The organism is Hominisplanchenecus murintestinalis (genome assembly GCF_943193015.1).
Taxonomy (GTDB): domain Bacteria; phylum Bacillota; class Clostridia; order Lachnospirales; family Lachnospiraceae; genus Hominisplanchenecus_A; species Hominisplanchenecus_A murintestinalis.
The window spans coordinates 116034-131792 of the sequence record NZ_CALPCM010000005.1 but is presented as its reverse complement, the minus strand read 5'-3'; the positions used below and the strand labels follow the sequence as shown (position 1 = coordinate 131792).

Below are 15759 nucleotides of genomic sequence, written 5' to 3'. Positions count from 1 at the left end.
TGTTCTATCCCTTGTTTTACTGTTTTAAGGTCGATGTAGTTGTACATCTGTTCTTTGAATTTCACTCTCCAGAACTTTGGAAACTTCTTTTCCTCAGTCATGGATGGTCTCTCTCAAGACCTTGTCTTCATGAACTTTCAAGGTTGTTTCACTGTTCAATTATCAATGTCCTCTGCTGTCTTGTTTGTTTCGTCCCCGACAGCTTCCTTAGTCTACCAAACCTTTCCGAATATGTCAAGTACTTTTTTTGATTTTTTTCGATATTTTTTTCTTTGTAAAAACAGAAGCCGCCGCATCCCTGCGCCAGCCCCTCATTATGTTCCATCTGCCTGGTATCGTCTTGCGTAAAATACAGTAAATTTATGTAAGACAATACTACTCTAATTCCCGCTTAAATACTTTTCAATCCCCTGCATAGCCGCCTCTTCGTCTGTGCCTTCTGCAGAAATGATAACATTATCCCCTTCATTTAATCCCAGGGTCATCATTCCCATAATACTCTTCGCGTTCACACGCTTCTTAGCCAGCTCCACATATACTGCACTTTCATATTGGCTCGCCACCTGCACCAATACCGCTACAGGCCGCGCTTCCAGCCCATTCGATATCTGCACTTTGATTGATTTCCTAATCATAATAGCTCTCCTCCTTCATTCCCACGCAACTCTTCAGCAAGTGCACTAAGCTTTCTCAATCTGTGATTTACGCCGGACTTCCCCACTGGTGGGGCAAGCATCATCCCCAGCTCCTTCAGCGAAGCATCTGGATTCTCAAGACGAAGCCGTGCCGTGTCTGCAAGTCCCTCTGCAAGATCTTCAAAGCCGATTTTTGACTGAATATATTTTATGTCCTCTGTCTGCTTTACTGCGGCATTCACCGTCTTATGAATATTTGCCGTTTCACAGTTTACTTTTCTGTTCACGGAATTCCGCATTTCTTTTAAAATCCGCACATTCTCCAAATCCATCAGCGCCACATGCGCCTCCATCACATTCAGAATATCCACAATCCGGGAACCCTCTTTGATGTAAACTACATAATACTTTTTCCGCCGTACAATCTTCGCATCCATTTCAAAACTGTTAATAATATCGCGAAGCTGTTCTGCTTTTCTCTCTGTGGCGCAGGCAATCTCAAAATGATAAGACTTCTGAGGATTGCTGATAGAGCCCGAAGCCAAAAATGCACCTCGGATAAACGCGCGCTTACAACAGGACTTCTGAATCACCAGATTATCATGAAGCGACAGATTTTCTCTAATTTCTCCATTCCATCCAATCAGCCTGGCCGCCTGAAGTATCTTCATGGCATCTTCGTGATTCTTCACCAGCACCAGATACGTCGGTGCCTTTTTTAAGTACACATTCTGCTTTATGGAAACTTCCGTATCTATATTAAAGGTTTTTTGCAGTAATGTAAAGTATTTTCTTGCCACAGAGAGATTTTCTGTCTGTACCCGCAGGCAATACTTTTCTTCTTTTGAAATCGAAACACTGCCGCACATACTGATAATAGCGGCAATTTCTGCTATCCGGCAATGTCTGGCTGCGCATAGCTGCCGTGATAACTCCTCTTTCACATCACTCGAAAACGACATCTCTTCTCCTTATCCGCCTGCATTCTACCTTGCGATATCCCTGTGTTCAATTCTGCTCCCATATTCACTGCACGTTTTCAGCCGCTCATAAAGCCTGCCTGCCAAAGTAACCGAACGATGTTTCCCTCCGGTACAGCCAATGCCAATAACCAGCTGGTTTTTCCCCTCCGCCACATAATTGGGTATTAGAAATTCAACCATATCTGCCAGCTTGTCCAGAAACTCATGTGCCAGCTCAAACCCCATCACATAGTCCTGAACCTCTGCGTCCAGTCCTGTCTTATTCCGAAGCTCCTCTACATAAAAAGGATTTGGAAGAAAACGCACATCAAACACCAAATCACAATCATTCGGAATCCCATATTTAAACCCAAAAGAAAGCACAGTTATCACCAGGCTTTTAAATTCCTGGTTCCACACAAAGATTTTTCCCAGCTCCTGATGCAGCTCCCGGGTAAGCAGCTGGCTCGTATCAATAATATAGTCCGCATGTTTTTTCAAAAAACCCATCTTTGCCCTTTCCAGGGCAATTCCCTTGTCCACTCTGTCACCCCGCGAAAGAGGATGGCTGCGGCGTGTCTCCTTATACCGTTTTACCAGCACAGAGTCCGAAGCATCCAAAAATACGATTTCATACTGAAATCCTTCCATAGCAATCTCCTCAAGTTCCTGCTCCAATTCCCCTAACGCCTGTCCGCTGCGCACATCAACTCCCAGCGCTACTTTCTCAATCTCACTGCCCAAATCGCACGCCAGTTCCGCAAATTTTTTCAGCAAAAGTATCGGAAGGTTATCCACACAGAAATATCCCATATCCTCTAGCATTTTGAGCGCTGTACTCTTCCCTGCGCCCGACATCCCGGTCACAATTACAAATCTCATAAGTCAAACTCCTATCTCCCGCGCCGCGGGACAACAGCCACAGTTCCGAATTTGAACCGTTACCATTCCCCCAACATCTTTACTTCCGGCTCCAGAGTAACCCCTGAAGTCTCCTCTACCCGCCTTATGACTTCCTGCATCAGCTCCCTCACCTGTAGGGCTGTCGCCCCGCCTTTATTCACCACAAATCCACAGTGCTTCTCAGATACCTGGGCATCTCCTACGGAAAACCCCCGAAGCCCCGCCTCCATGATTAATTTTCCGGCAAAGTTCCCTTCCGGACGTTTAAAAGTACTCCCGGCACTCGGAAGCTCCAACGGCTGTTTACTTACGCGTTTCTCTTTTAATTCTTCCATACGGGATGCAATCGCTTCCCGTTTTCCTTCCTGAAGCCGCATTTTCGCTTCCAGTACGATATATCCTTTCCGCGCAATGACACTGGTGCGGTAGCCCAGATCCAGCTCCTCTCTTTTCAGCCTCAGGATTTCTCCTTCCCCTGAAAGCACTCCCACTTCCTCCAGTACATCTTTCATTTCGCCGCCATACGCTCCGGCATTCATCACCACTGCCCCTCCAAGGGTTCCCGGAATTCCGGCTGCAAATTCTAACCCTGTGAGATTATTTTCTAATGCTGTCTTAGCTATTTTAGATAACAGAGCGCCTGCTCTGGCTGTCACGCAGACGCCATCCACAGAAACCTCACTATAATTTTTAAACATCTGTATGATAACGCCTCGAAATCCCTTATCACTTACCAGAAGATTGCTTCCGTTTCCCAAAATATAAAACGGAAGCTTCCACTCACGGCACGCCTTTATCACCTGTGCAGCCTCTTCCCCGCTATGCGGCGTTACATAGTAGTCCGCGGGACCCCCAATCCGAAAAGTCGTGTGTTTCTTCATCGGTTCATCTACAGATACATTATCATTTCCTACAATGCTGCAAACCTTATCCAAAAATCCTTTTTCCACTCTCTTTACCTGCCCTTTATAAAATATTATTCTCCGTGTCTTTTTTCGGAATGTTTCCCCTCTCATTTGCCACAAGTATACCGCTCTCCCTGACAGCTTCCACAATCTCCTTCATCACATGAACCGGCTCTACCAGCGCAAAACGTACAAACCCTTCTCCCAGCGAACCAAAGCTGCTGCCCGGCACGCAAATCACACCTGCTCTCTCCATCAATTCCATACAGAATGCATTTGAGTCTTCATATCCTTTTGGAAGCGGAACCCACACAAACATTGTACCCTGGCTGTCCGGAACATCCCATCCGATTTCACGCAGACCGCCGCACAGCGCTTCCATCCTCGCCTCGTACTCTCTTCGCTGCGCTTCTACGCTTTCCCTTGATCCGCTCAGCGCTGCCGCTGCCCCATACTGCAGAGGCAAGAACATTCCATAATCAATCTGTGTACGCACCGCACGGAATGTATCTACAATCTCCCGGTTGCCCAGCACAAAAGAAATTCTGGCTCCCGTCAAATTATAAGATTTGGAGAGGGAATATAGTTCTACGCCCACTTCTTTCGCCCCTTCATATGCAAGAAAAGATTTTCCGATTCTCTCTCCGTAGATAATATCAGAATATGCATTATCATGGATAATGATGATTTGATATTTCCGGGCAAAGGCAATCAATTCCTCATAAAATCCATCATCTGCCACCGCACATACGGGGTTCAGAGGATAGGACACCAACATAAACTTCGCACGTCTTGCCATCTCTGCCGGAATATCGGCAAACTTCGGCAGGAAGCCGTTCTCAGGATACAGTGGATATTCCACCACCTTTGCATCGCAAAGCGCCGGACCGATGCTGAAAATCGGGTATCCGGGATTCGGTACTAAGACTACGTCACCAGGATTGCACAATGCCCAGGTAATATGCGCCATGCCCTCCTGTGAGCCATTGATAGTCATGATTTCCTCCGGCATCAATTCCACACCAAAACGATTCCTGTAAAAATCCTGTACCGCCTCCAGCAGAAATGGTCTGTCTGTCAATGCATACCTGTAATTTTCCGGCTTCTTTGCGGCCTCAGCAACCGCTGCCATCACATGGGGCGCGGGCTTAAAGTCGGGTGTTCCCACCGACAGGTTATAAATTTTCCTGCCCTGCTGCTCCAACTCTTCCTTCTTTTCATTTAATACGGCAAAAATTCCTGCCTGGAACATCTGTGATTTCCTTGAAAATCTATTTCTCTCTTTTTCCTCTTCGAGTCTCCTTCTTCTCTCTTCTTCACGCCTTACAGCCTCTTCTGCTTCCCGCTGCTCAATCCGGGCATCGCGCCTCTGCGCCTCTGCCGCCGTTACGAGGTACAATGCGATACACACCAGGCTCACTGCCGTTCCCATCCACAATCCCGGCGGAGTATAATCCATAGAAATCTCATGCTCCCCGGATTCTAAATCAATTCCTGTAAGCGCCTGGCCTACCCGGTACGCAGTTATCTCCTGCCCATCTGCCTTGATGCTCCATCCTTCATCATAGGGAATTGAAAGCAGCAGGGTTCCGGCCTCCTTTGCCGTTACACGCCCTCTGATTTTTCCGTCCTCTGCCACGTCCGTCTCCATCTGCTCATCTGCCAGAAGCGCATGCATCTCTTTATATGCCGCGTCATCGCATACGTATACGCTTGCTTCCGCTTCGGTTTGACCTTCTTTCATAGTTACAGTAACCGTCGCGGTATTATCTTCCGCAAAACACCCTAAATCATACAGATGGTCGGTAAATCTGTCATAACTCTTGGAATATTGCGGAGTGGTAAGTTCTACCTCTTCCACTGACTCAGGTAAATAAAGATACGCCTGCTTTCCGGCCGGAAGAAGGATCTCATAGGTTTCTCCGTCATACATCGCAATTTCCTGATTTTCAAAAAATATACCATGGCTGCCTGTTGCCAGCTCTATAAAACGGTTCTGAACATCAAGCGGCGTACCATCTTCTTCGATATCCCATTCTTTAATTTCCGAATTTACCATAAATCCCAGAGAAAGCGCCCCCGTATTCTGATACATAGCCAGCGGTTCCTCATAATCTACTTTTTCCATCTGGTAAAGAGACGTCGTGTCTGTTTGCGACACAATATATTTTACGCCAAAAATATCGTTCGCCAGCTTTGTGAACCCATTATACCCATTCTTATTCGTCCTCGCCTCAATCCCCAGGCTTTTACAGATATCTACCGTAGCTGCCGGCATGGTAGAAGAAAACAATACCACGCCATTTCCACCCATAAACATATTTTCATTCCTCATCCGGCTGCTGTCGATATCGCTCCTGTAAAAACTGTTATCCTGCCGCCTGGCAATCATTTTTTCGTAGGCTTTCTGTTCATCTACATAAGTGCTTCTGCCCACCGTGCCGTTCATACACACGCCCACCGCGCCTGTAGCCGTCATCTCTGCCAGCACCAGGGACATAAACGCACATCGGAATGTATATTCCCCCATCTTCTTCCCGCTGCGGTACAGCAACAGCAGAACGCTGTAAACTGCCAGAAGCACGATAACTGCCGTATAGACATAAGGTTCCCGTTCTCCCAGACCTGTCCACGCTGAATACACTGCAAATCCCATAGGCGGCACACACGCAACTGCTACCCGCTCCCACGAGAGCCTCCGCAAGTCTGTCATCACATCAAACCCCACGGAAAGCAGCATAGCAATATAAATAAATGCAAAGCGGTTCGGAAGTCCATTCTGCACATGAAAGCCATGCCAGATAAAATTCAGCACATTAATGTCAAAGCTCGCATACAAAAAACCTATCAGCAGCAGTTTCGAAGCCCTCTCCCGTATGCTCCGTCTCTTATCCAGAGCATACAGACATCCCAGAATCATCGTCACCGTGCCGCAAAATGCATTGACTCCAATCTGGTCATCCGCAATATTAATTGGCTCCACAAATGCAAAATGGCTGGTAAGCTGGGAAAGATTTTCCACATAAAATTTCAACGGAGACGGAAAACTGTTCTGCGCCGACTCCGTAGTTCCCAGCCCCACAAATGCAGGCAGCAAAATAATCGCCGCCATTCCCCCGGCAAGAAGTGAATACCATCCAAATGTCAGGCAGGAATCCAGGACTCTCTTCCCTTCCACTTTCCGGGCAGAAACCCACTGTACCAGAAAATACAGGCAGGAAAAAAGACACAGCATAAAGCCGATATAATAATTACAGTACAGAGCATAAAACAACGCCAGACAGTAAAGAGATTTTTTCTTTTCATCCTTAACAATCCGTTCAATCCCCCGCATTACAAGCGGAAGCATCGCGATACTCTCCAGCCACATTAGATTAAAATAGTAACCGATGATAAAGCTGCTCAGCCCAAACATCGTACCGAACGCAATCGGGTAATAGCTCCTTCCTCTGTCATGCTCTGTAAAATACCAGGTCATGGTCAAACCGCACAAACCGATTTTCAACACAATAAAAAGCGCCATCACATCCATCATATGTTCCTTTGGGAACAGGCTCACCAGAAAATTCATCGGGCTTGCCAGATAATACGCAATCGTCGCCCAGAAATTATAGCCCAGCCCGCCGCCAAAAGAATACAGCAGGGATTCTGAATTCACCAGCTTTTCATGAAATTCCGTAAAAAACGGCAGATACTGGTGCAGGGAGTCAATAATCAGCACGCCTCTGTCCCCAAACGGAAACACACCGTTCCCTATAAACGCCGCCGTCACAACGACAGCCGGGATCGTAAAACCCCAAAAGCAGCATTTTCTCCGTATCCTTTGCACTTTCTTTTCCAACTCCGGCAATTCCTTCTTTTCCTTATTAAACACAAACAGCTTACTAAACAGGTAATTAAGCGCCAAAACTACCGCCTGCACCGCCAGCTTGGAAACCATGTCGTCGATGCCGAAAACACTGCTTAAAAACACTACGCCAAACACTTCCAGGAACATTGTGCCAAGGCGCATGCCGATAAACTGTGCCGCTTCAGCCAGAAGCTCTTTTACAGAAGCTGTCCTGCTTTTGAACACATACTGTTTATTTACCACATAGGCAAACAAAATCGCCAATGCAATAGAAATCATATTGGCTGCCGTTACATCAACCCCAAAAAGATATCTCTGCGCCGCATACGCTCCTACATTCACCAGCGTAGTACATGCGCCGAAAAATATATAACGAATCCCTTCATTCCCAAATATCTGCCTTAAAAATTTTTCCATATGTATCCATTCTCCTCAAATCACGTTCTGCAAAACTACGTCTGCTCTAGTATAGCCTCCTTTTCGGGAAATTTCAATTATGCGTTTCTTAATTCTTTCTTTTATGACTAAATGCAAACCCCCGGCAGGAAGCCGTCGAAAAACTCTTAAGAAACACTTGACGAATCGCCCCGGGCGTAATAAAATTGCAAAGGGCAAAAAAATACACCCTGTACAAACAGGTGTATTTCCAAGAAAGACATTTCAAGAGGAGGACGATTATGACAGCGTATAAGGACAGGAGCAGGGAAGAACTACTTCAGGAAAAATCAGTACTGGAGGAAAAATTTAAAGAAGTCAAAGCCAAAGGGCTGAAGCTGGATATGTCCAGAGGAAAACCTTCCGCCGCACAGCTGGATTTGGCTATGGGAATGATGGACGTACTGAACAGCGAGACAGATTTAAAGTGCTCAGAAGGCGTGGACTGCCGGAACTACGGTGTGCTGGACGGCATCCGGGAAGCAAAAGAACTGCTTGCCGATATGACAGAAGTTTCCCCTGACAATATCATTATTTACGGAAACTCCAGCCTGAACATCATGTATGATACGGTGTCACGTTCCATGACCCACGGCGTTATGGGCAGCACTCCCTGGTGTAAATTAGAGAAAGTGAAGTTCCTCTGTCCGGTTCCCGGATATGACAGGCATTTCACGATTACAGAGCATTTCGGAATCGAAATGATAAATATCCCGATGACACCGGACGGCCCGGATATGGATCTGGTCGAAAAATATGTAAACAACGACCCGGCAGTAAAAGGTATCTGGTGCGTGCCGAAATATTCGAATCCCCAGGGTTCCACATACTCTGATGAAACTGTACGCAGATTTGCAAGGCTGAATCCCGCAGCTGAAGATTTCCGCATCTACTGGGACAACGCCTACGGAATCCACCATCTGTACGATGACAAGCAGGACAATCTGGTTGAAATCCTGATGGAATGCAAAAAAGAAGGCCATCCCGACATGGTATACAAATTCTGCTCTACTTCAAAAGTAAGTTTCCCAGGCTCAGGCGTAGCAGCCATCGGAACATCAAAAGCAAACCTGGAATATATAAAAAAACAAATGGCAATGCAGACCATCGGCCATGATAAACTGAATCAGCTCCGCCATGTACGCTTTTTCAAAGATATCCACGGAATGGTACAGCATATGAGGAAACATGCAGAAATCCTGCGCCCGAAATTTGAAACCGTACTGAACTGCCTGAAACATGAGCTGGGCGGCCTGGAAATCGGAAACTGGATTGAACCAAGAGGCGGTTACTTCATTTCCTTCGACGCCCTTCCAGGATGTGCAAAAGCTATCGTAGCAAAAGCAAAGGAAGCCGGGCTGGTTATGACAGGAGCAGGAGCCACATTCCCCTACGGAAAAGACCCCCAGGACAGCAATATCCGTATCGCGCCTTCCTACCCTACACCGGAAGAGCTGGCGATCGCAACCGATATTTTTGTCCTTAGTGTAAAGCTGGTCAGCATTGATAAAATTTTAGAAAATAAATAACCCAAAATGAGCCGCAGCTTTTAAATACAAAAAGCCACGGCTCATTTTTAGATAGTCTGCAGCAAAAAACACTTGCCATCAGAGTGCACTCAGCATTTCCCTTATCCGATGCCTGTAGGTATGCCCCGCTGCAATTTTGTCATGTCCACGTTTGGCAATTGCCCTGCGTTCTTCTTCATGGTTCAAATAATAATCTATTTTCTGCTGTAAATCCTCTTTACTCTCATAATATACAAAATCCTCCCCTGGAATAAAATAGTCCAAAAAATCAGACTGAAAATTGCTAACCAGAAATCCTCCGCTTCCCATAATATCTACTGCGCGCAGCGGAATCCCGCTTTGAATTCCACGCCGGGTAATATTCAGGTTAATCCGGCTCTGTTTGAAGACCTTCGGCATCTCCTCATAATAATCAACAGTCCCGTGATTGCGCACATTCGACGCCGAAAAGTCTTTATGCTGTGTAAAAAGATCCACCCCTGCACACTCTCGGGCAACCGTCTCCAGCAAATCAATACGGTCTACTGCAGTAATCCACTCATTAACCACATATTGCGCATAAAAATATTCCTGTGATTCTATCCCCCCCGGCTCCCGCGTCATTGGGTATGCCCTTGCCATATCCCCTATCACCGGTCCCAGGACTTCCTCAATAAAATTGTACCCCTGTATTTTCAGCTGGGCAGCCACAAGTGCGTTCAGGTATCCTTTTGTATAATCAGAAACAGAATTCAGCACCTGCACAAATGCACTGCCATTCTCCAAATATAAAGAACCCACAAAAGAGACATCATATGTATACCCGTCTGTTTGAATAGCGTCCAATCGTTCCGTATTCGCAGCCAGCGGCATATAACGTACCGTAGAAATACCGGCATTATGACACTCAAGATACAGCTGCTTATCAAATACATAGATGATGTTGCACGGATTAAGGACACTTTCTGAAAAAAGCCTGCGGTACGGGCTGTCATACAGCCAGGAAATATACCGAACATTTTCCTTACAGCACAGATTGGAAATTGCCGGATAATAATTCGTCGTATAAACCAGATCCGGCGCTTCCTCCCGCACGACGGAAGAAAACTGGCGTTCAATCTCAGGAAGCTCCTGATATGTCTTTCCTTCAATCGAAAACGGAGGATAAATCAGTTCATGCCCTTCTTTAATAAAAGCCTCCACCAAATCTTTCTTCCCACAACTGCTCCATTCAATAAATAAAATTTTCATTTTTTATCATCCCTTCTGCATTTTTATCCCCATATCCTTTTTCTAGTGTGTAAAAAAAGAACCAATCAAACACAAACAAATGTCTGACTGGTTTCGCATCTGATATATGCCGTGAATTAACACTACCAAAAACAAAAAGCAGATAGCGGGAATCGAACCCGTCTCTCCAGCTTGGGAAGCTAGCGTTCTACCGATGAACTATATCTGCATGTCACCTATTATACCCCATCCCCTGCCAAAATGCAAGTACTTTTTTTCAAATCGCGAATCAACTGTAACAGTTCAGCCTTCGGCTTTACTGCTACGGAATCCAGCCCATTTAAAGTTTGCTGATCACAAAGGGCTGGATTCTCTGCCTAAATTTACGCATTCTTACGGACTTTGCAGCAAATGCAAAGTCCTGGGCTGAACTGTTATAATCAACTTTCAAACCGCAATTTGCCGCATCCTTTCACTGCCGTATGTAAATCCCCTGCTCTTCTATCCAGTCCTCTAAGTCTCCCAAGGCATCCTGCGCCCAGGTTTCACTGAGCTTTTTTTCCTGCCGCGCCTCCTGGCTTTTCTGTTCTTCTTTTTCTTTCTTTTCTTGCATGTGAATAACCTCCTTCTATCCATGAATACATAAGAAAAATACTTTTTCCCAATATCAAATACAAAGGTAACCGCCCGCATACCTCCTTTGGTTCCGGAACGGTTACCTTTCTTTAACTTTTGATATTAGCAGCCTTCTAACAGCTCCCGTAATACATCCCGTACCGGACGGTGGATTGCCAAATCTGCAACCCTGTCTTTAAAAGCGTCCTCCGGGTCGATGACTACCAGTTTCTTCCCATCAAAATATTTCACATACCGTTCTGCAAAAGCTCCGTCCAGGTTTGCACCGATTACCAGAAGCACTTCGGCTTTTGTAATTTCGTTAATGGCTCTTGTCATCAAACGGTTATCTACCGCCTCACCAAACATTACTACTTTGGGTCTCAATATCTTTCCGCACTCGTCACAGCAGGGAATTCCTCTGCTCTTCGCCACGTAATCTGCACGAAACCGCTTTCCGCAGTTAATGCAGACATTATCTTCCACATCTCCGTGCATCATGATTACATTCCGGCATCCTACCCTTGAGTAAAAATTACAGGTATTGTCCGTAATCATAAGATGTATCAGGCTGCGTTGTTCCAGTTCCCTCAGATAACGAAAAGATTCTCCCGGCTCCATATCTCCGGGCAGTATCTCCGCCTTATAATAATCAAAAAACTTTTCCGGCCGTGTACTGAAAAATGCGGCATTAAAAATCTCCTCTGGAGAATACCCATATTTCATCTCAATTTCATAAGCTCGAGACTGCGTCCGTACACTTGCCCGCCCTACTTCCTCTAACAGACCGCTACAGCAGAGGGCAACCGTATACTTACTTTCAAATAAAGCTTTTCTTAACAGGTCTACTTCTCTCATGACCCCACCTCCGTCTGCTTTTCCTTTATATTAGTACAATCCACTACAAAATGTCAATATTTTTGTCGCATTTTATGCGTATTTACCAATGTTTTTTACACCTACCACCGTCAAATAGCTTAAAAATCCAATTTTATCACATGACGGTATAGAAAATATGCCAATCCCCCTTCTAACACTACCAGAAAAACTTCGAAAATCTTTGCAAACATCCCCTGAAGAACCAGCATCAGGATTAAAGGAATCAGCGCATTAAACATCCCTGCAAAAATCCCGGCCATGCTTGAAGCGCTCTGCTTTACCACTGCCGCCTCGCTCGTCCAGTCATACTTCGGGAACTTAATGTTAATATACATTCCCAGCACACTGATAAAGACTGCATACACTACCGGAATTATAAATAAGAACAGGACCTCCCAGGCACTCATAGGAATCCTGACAGCTATCAGCAGGGAAACCAGGATGCCTGCCGGAACCGTGAGCAGCAAATTAAACAGGATTTTCCCTTGGTACACCGTTTTCTTATCTAGCGGAAGAGATTTCAGAATCCATAAGTTTCTTCCCTCCAGTGACAGAGACACACACGTCGTACAGCTCATACACTGCAGCATGGCAATCATAAAAGGCAATACCTTTGTAATACCTTCAGACATACCCGGTATATTCACCCACTTCTCCAGCTTTTCAGGTCCCATCACTGCTAACGCAACGCCGAAAAGCACCATCATCACCAGTCCTATCCCCATATTTGTGGTATACATCGGGCATCCAAAAAAACGCTTTGCCTCTTTTCTGCATACTGCCATCAGCGGACTAGATGTTTTAAGCGTCCCCAGCTTATAGTCCGAACGCGCATGCCAGCTCATCAATGCCGTATTCATACTCTTATACTTCAATGATACCAGCTTCAAAAAAATCAGATACCACCCTATAGAAAGCAGCAAAAATGTAAAAAAGGAAAACATATCGAAGGAAATCACCGCACGCTCAAAAAGTACCGACGGAGGATACAGTCTGTGAATCGCTCCAAGCATCACCTGTCCCAGCTGGTTCAGCTCCTGAACCAGAATATCCCCCTCATCCATACCGCTTAACCCAAAAGACAGTACCATAATGACACTGGTAATGCCAATGGTTAAAACCGTAGTAAGCACATTCGCATGGCGGAACCTTGATGTAAACAGGATAATCAACGCGCCAATCACGGTTGCTGCCGTCGTTGGAAGCAAAGGCGCCGCCATCATTCCCAAGAGCCAGATAGGGTAAAATCCAATACCCGGATGCTCCCATATCACATATCCGGCCCCCATGGGAAGCATTACAACTGCCGTGAACAGCAGATTCATCAAATACATCGACAGGAAACGGCTGGCTATCACCGTTCCCGTTTTTATTGGAAATGACAGCAAAAGCTCATAATCCCGATAAGCAAACAATACACCATTTGCCTTTAATACCGTAAAAAATAGAGTAATCACACTCGTGATTGCCAAAGCAAACCCGGGTATCATATAGGAAAGTTCCATAGCTCCCAGGCCTGCTGCTACCAGAAAACTGTACGCCGCAATCATTACGTCCACAAACAGATATGCTGCCATCATTACAACCGTGCCGCGTTTCTTTTCCTTTCCCCTGAACTGTCCTAAAAGCTGTACCTTCATCAACAGAAAACACTTATTTTTCATCTTCAATCACCTCCAGGAAAAGGTTCTCCAGAGATTCATCCCCTGTAAGCTTCTCCGTTTCCCCGCTCACAATCAGCCTGCCATCTTTGATAATTGCAATCTTATTACACAGCTTTTCCGCAACCTCCAGAACATGGGTAGAAAAGAAAATCGCACTTCCGTTCCCACACATTTCATGCATGATATTTTTTAAAGTAATGGAAGCCTTAGGGTCAAGCCCTACAAACGGCTCATCCAGAACCATCAGCTTGGGCTGATGGATTAGTGCAGAAATAAGCGCCACCTTTTGCTTCATCCCATGAGAATAAGAAGAAATCAAGTCCCCCAGACTTCCGGTAATTTCCAGCAAATCTCCATACTTTGCAATACGTTCTTTCCTTATTTTGGACGGAACTTCATAAATATCTCCGATAAAGTTCAGATATTTAACTCCTGTCAAATGTTCATAAATATCCGGATTATCAGGGATATATGCCGTAACTTTTTTACATTCTACCGGAGATTTGCGAATGCTTTTTCCGTCAATCAGAATTTCACCTTCCTCAAAATCCAGCACACCCACAACAGATTTAATTGTAGTACTTTTTCCTGCGCCATTGTGTCCGATGAATCCATAGATATCCCCCGCTTCCACGGTAAGCGTCAGGTTATCAACCGCCTTTTTCCCTTTTTTATATGTTTTTGAAAAATTCCTAATTTCCAGCATCGCTTTTTCCTCCTCAAGTTTCATCATTTCTTGTCTTTATGTGTTCGCACACAATTTTTATACATTATACCACGAAAAGATTCCAAGATACAGCAAAAACAATTCTAATACATAACATCATTCCTAATTTTCACGCAAAAAACGCCGCCAGGCATTCTCTGCCCGGCGACGGCCATTTAACTTTCTTTTCCGTCACTTTCCAAGATGCAGCTCCGCAGCAGCGTAAGCGCCCTCACCACGGAATACTCCCGTATCTTCTCTCTGCTTCCCTGAAAATGATATTCTTTTACAGTAACTTTATTATTCAGGCTGCATGCCATGTAGACCAGCCCCACCGGCTTCTCCTCACTTCCTCCGTCCGGTCCCGCGATTCCGGTAATAGATATACATACATCTGACCCGGTTACAAAAGCGCCGTTTTTCGCCATCTCTTTGGCAGTCTTCTCACTGACTGCCCCATAATCTTTCAGCGTTGTCTTTTTTACATCCAAAAGCTTTCTTTTTGCTTTATTGCTGTATGTTACAAGTCCTTGCTTAAACACTTCGGATGCTCCGGGCACATCTGTCAGCCTTGCCGCCAGCATGCCGCCTGTACATGACTCTGCCGTAGTAAGCGTCAATTCCCGCTCTTTCAGAAGCTTTAGAACACTTTCTGCCAGCGTCTCATGCTCATCTGTAGAATAAATATAGTCGCCAAAGCGTTTCCTAAGCTCCCGAACCATTGGTTTGATCAGTTTCTTCGCTTCTTTCTCGTCAGAAGCCTTCGCCGTAATCCGCAGATGCACCTCCCCGGTCTTTGCATATGGGGCAAGCGTAGGATTCGTCTGCTTTTCAATCAAATCTGCAATCTGTGTTTCCACATAGCTCTCTCCCAGCCCGCATATCTTCACCATACAGGAGCATATCATTTCCGGCTGAAGTTTATTCAAATACGGAAAAATGCTTTTCGCAAACATGGGCTGCATCTCATTCGGAGGGCCTGGCAGCAGGATAACAGATTTTCCGTCCTTTTCCAAAATCAGTCCGGGCGCCGTACCATTGTCATTGTCTACCACAATGCCTCCCTCCGGCACCTGCGCCTGCTTCCAATTATTTTCCGTAACGGTTTTAATTCCGCTGTTCTTAAAATATTCCGCAATCAGCTTCCGGGTATGCTTATCTTCTTTCAGAGGCATTTCCATCACCTTGGCTGCAGCCTCTTTGGTAAGGTCATCCTTCGTAGGCCCCAGCCCTCCGCTCAAGATTACTACATCTGAACGTCCCAGTGCTGTCTGAATCGCCTCTGCCAGACGTTCCTCATTATCCCCCACTACAGACTGGTGGAACATAGAAAGCCCCAATAGAGCGCACTGCTCCGAAAGATATGCCGCGTTTGTATTCACAATATTTCCAAGCAGCAGCTCTGTTCCCACCGAAATTAACTCAACTTCCATTTTTACCTCCAATGTCCGGCGCATTTCCGCCTGT

The 15759-nt window shown here is 45.7% G+C and carries 12 protein-coding genes and 1 tRNA gene; 1 reads left to right on the top strand and 12 read right to left on the bottom strand.

The window, feature by feature from the left end; all coding sequences use genetic code 11:
* Positions 1-380: 380 nt before the first annotated feature.
* The 5 genes from NFR99_RS03710 to NFR99_RS03685 are packed head-to-tail and all read right to left on the bottom strand — an operon-like array spanning position 381 to position 7672.
* Entirely contained in the window at positions 381-635 is a 255-nt protein-coding gene (locus tag NFR99_RS03710) for an HPr family phosphocarrier protein (RefSeq protein WP_120486676.1), read from the bottom strand.
* On the bottom strand, positions 632-1597 hold the full coding sequence (gene whiA / locus NFR99_RS03705) for a DNA-binding protein WhiA (protein ID WP_135976066.1): 966 nt from the start codon (positions 1595-1597) through the stop codon (positions 632-634). The genes NFR99_RS03710 and whiA overlap by 4 nt, the downstream gene beginning before the upstream one ends.
* A 24-nt stretch (positions 1598-1621) precedes the next feature.
* The gene (rapZ, locus tag NFR99_RS03700; protein ID WP_120486678.1) at positions 1622-2479 is read right to left on the bottom strand and encodes an RNase adapter RapZ; all 858 of its coding nucleotides are present in this window, start codon (positions 2477-2479) and stop codon (positions 1622-1624) included.
* Between the two features lie 59 nt (positions 2480-2538).
* On the bottom strand, positions 2539-3450 hold the full coding sequence (murB, locus tag NFR99_RS03695) for a UDP-N-acetylmuramate dehydrogenase (RefSeq protein ID WP_120486685.1): 912 nt from the start codon (positions 3448-3450) through the stop codon (positions 2539-2541).
* A gap of 16 nt (positions 3451-3466) precedes the next feature.
* A complete protein-coding gene (locus tag NFR99_RS03685) occupies positions 3467-7672 on the bottom strand; it encodes an aminotransferase class I/II-fold pyridoxal phosphate-dependent enzyme (RefSeq protein WP_330642095.1) in 4206 nt (1401 codons plus the stop codon).
* Between the two features lie 260 nt (positions 7673-7932).
* On the opposite strand from NFR99_RS03685, the gene NFR99_RS03680 reads away from it, so the two are divergent.
* Positions 7933-9219, top strand: a complete 1287-nt coding sequence (locus NFR99_RS03680; RefSeq protein ID WP_120486680.1) for an aspartate aminotransferase type Ic — start codon at positions 7933-7935, stop codon at positions 9217-9219.
* A 78-nt stretch (positions 9220-9297) separates the two neighbouring features.
* Here the strand turns inward: NFR99_RS03680 and NFR99_RS03675 are convergent, their stop codons facing one another.
* The 7 genes from NFR99_RS03675 to NFR99_RS03645 all read right to left on the bottom strand — a co-directional run bounded on the left by NFR99_RS03675 (position 9298) and on the right by NFR99_RS03645 (position 15725).
* On the bottom strand, positions 9298-10449 hold the full coding sequence (locus tag NFR99_RS03675; protein WP_135976063.1) for a CgeB family protein: 1152 nt from the start codon (positions 10447-10449) through the stop codon (positions 9298-9300).
* A 137-nt stretch (positions 10450-10586) separates the two neighbouring features.
* Positions 10587-10657 (bottom strand) — tRNA-Gly (locus NFR99_RS03670).
* A gap of 243 nt (positions 10658-10900) precedes the next feature.
* Positions 10901-11041, bottom strand: a complete 141-nt coding sequence (locus tag NFR99_RS03665) for a hypothetical protein (RefSeq protein WP_199735756.1) — start codon at positions 11039-11041, stop codon at positions 10901-10903.
* A gap of 125 nt (positions 11042-11166) precedes the next feature.
* Positions 11167-11901 (bottom strand): SIR2 family NAD-dependent protein deacylase, encoded by a 735-nt coding sequence (locus NFR99_RS03660; protein WP_120486682.1) that lies wholly within the window; start codon positions 11899-11901, stop codon positions 11167-11169.
* A 119-nt stretch (positions 11902-12020) separates the two neighbouring features.
* A complete protein-coding gene (locus NFR99_RS03655; RefSeq protein WP_251352784.1) occupies positions 12021-13586 on the bottom strand; it encodes a hypothetical protein in 1566 nt (521 codons plus the stop codon).
* A complete protein-coding gene (locus NFR99_RS03650; protein ID WP_120486684.1) occupies positions 13576-14292 on the bottom strand; it encodes an ABC transporter ATP-binding protein in 717 nt (238 codons plus the stop codon). Before NFR99_RS03650 ends, NFR99_RS03655 begins: the two co-directional genes overlap by 11 nt.
* Before the next feature lie 176 nt (positions 14293-14468).
* On the bottom strand, positions 14469-15725 hold the full coding sequence (locus NFR99_RS03645) for a competence/damage-inducible protein A (protein WP_135976062.1): 1257 nt from the start codon (positions 15723-15725) through the stop codon (positions 14469-14471).
* Positions 15726-15759 lie beyond the last annotated feature (34 nt).

Coding starts and splice junctions, on each gene's coding strand:
- NFR99_RS03645 (WP_135976062.1), bottom strand. CDS start 15,725: ATGGAAGTTGAGTTAATTTCGGTGGGAACAGAGCTGCTGCTTGGAAAT.
- NFR99_RS03710 (WP_120486676.1), bottom strand. CDS start 635: ATGATTAGGAAATCAATCAAAGTGCAGATATCGAATGGGCTGGAAGCG.
- NFR99_RS03650 (WP_120486684.1), bottom strand. CDS start 14,292: ATGCTGGAAATTAGGAATTTTTCAAAAACATATAAAAAAGGGAAAAAG.
- NFR99_RS03655 (WP_251352784.1), bottom strand. CDS start 13,586: ATGAAAAATAAGTGTTTTCTGTTGATGAAGGTACAGCTTTTAGGACAG.
- whiA (WP_135976066.1), bottom strand. CDS start 1,597: ATGTCGTTTTCGAGTGATGTGAAAGAGGAGTTATCACGGCAGCTATGC.
- NFR99_RS03675 (WP_135976063.1), bottom strand. CDS start 10,449: ATGAAAATTTTATTTATTGAATGGAGCAGTTGTGGGAAGAAAGATTTG.
- NFR99_RS03680 (WP_120486680.1), top strand. CDS start 7,933: ATGACAGCGTATAAGGACAGGAGCAGGGAAGAACTACTTCAGGAAAAA.
- NFR99_RS03660 (WP_120486682.1), bottom strand. CDS start 11,901: ATGAGAGAAGTAGACCTGTTAAGAAAAGCTTTATTTGAAAGTAAGTAT.
- NFR99_RS03685 (WP_330642095.1), bottom strand. CDS start 7,672: ATGGAAAAATTTTTAAGGCAGATATTTGGGAATGAAGGGATTCGTTAT.
- NFR99_RS03665 (WP_199735756.1), bottom strand. CDS start 11,041: ATGCAAGAAAAGAAAGAAAAAGAAGAACAGAAAAGCCAGGAGGCGCGG.
- rapZ (WP_120486678.1), bottom strand. CDS start 2,479: ATGAGATTTGTAATTGTGACCGGGATGTCGGGCGCAGGGAAGAGTACA.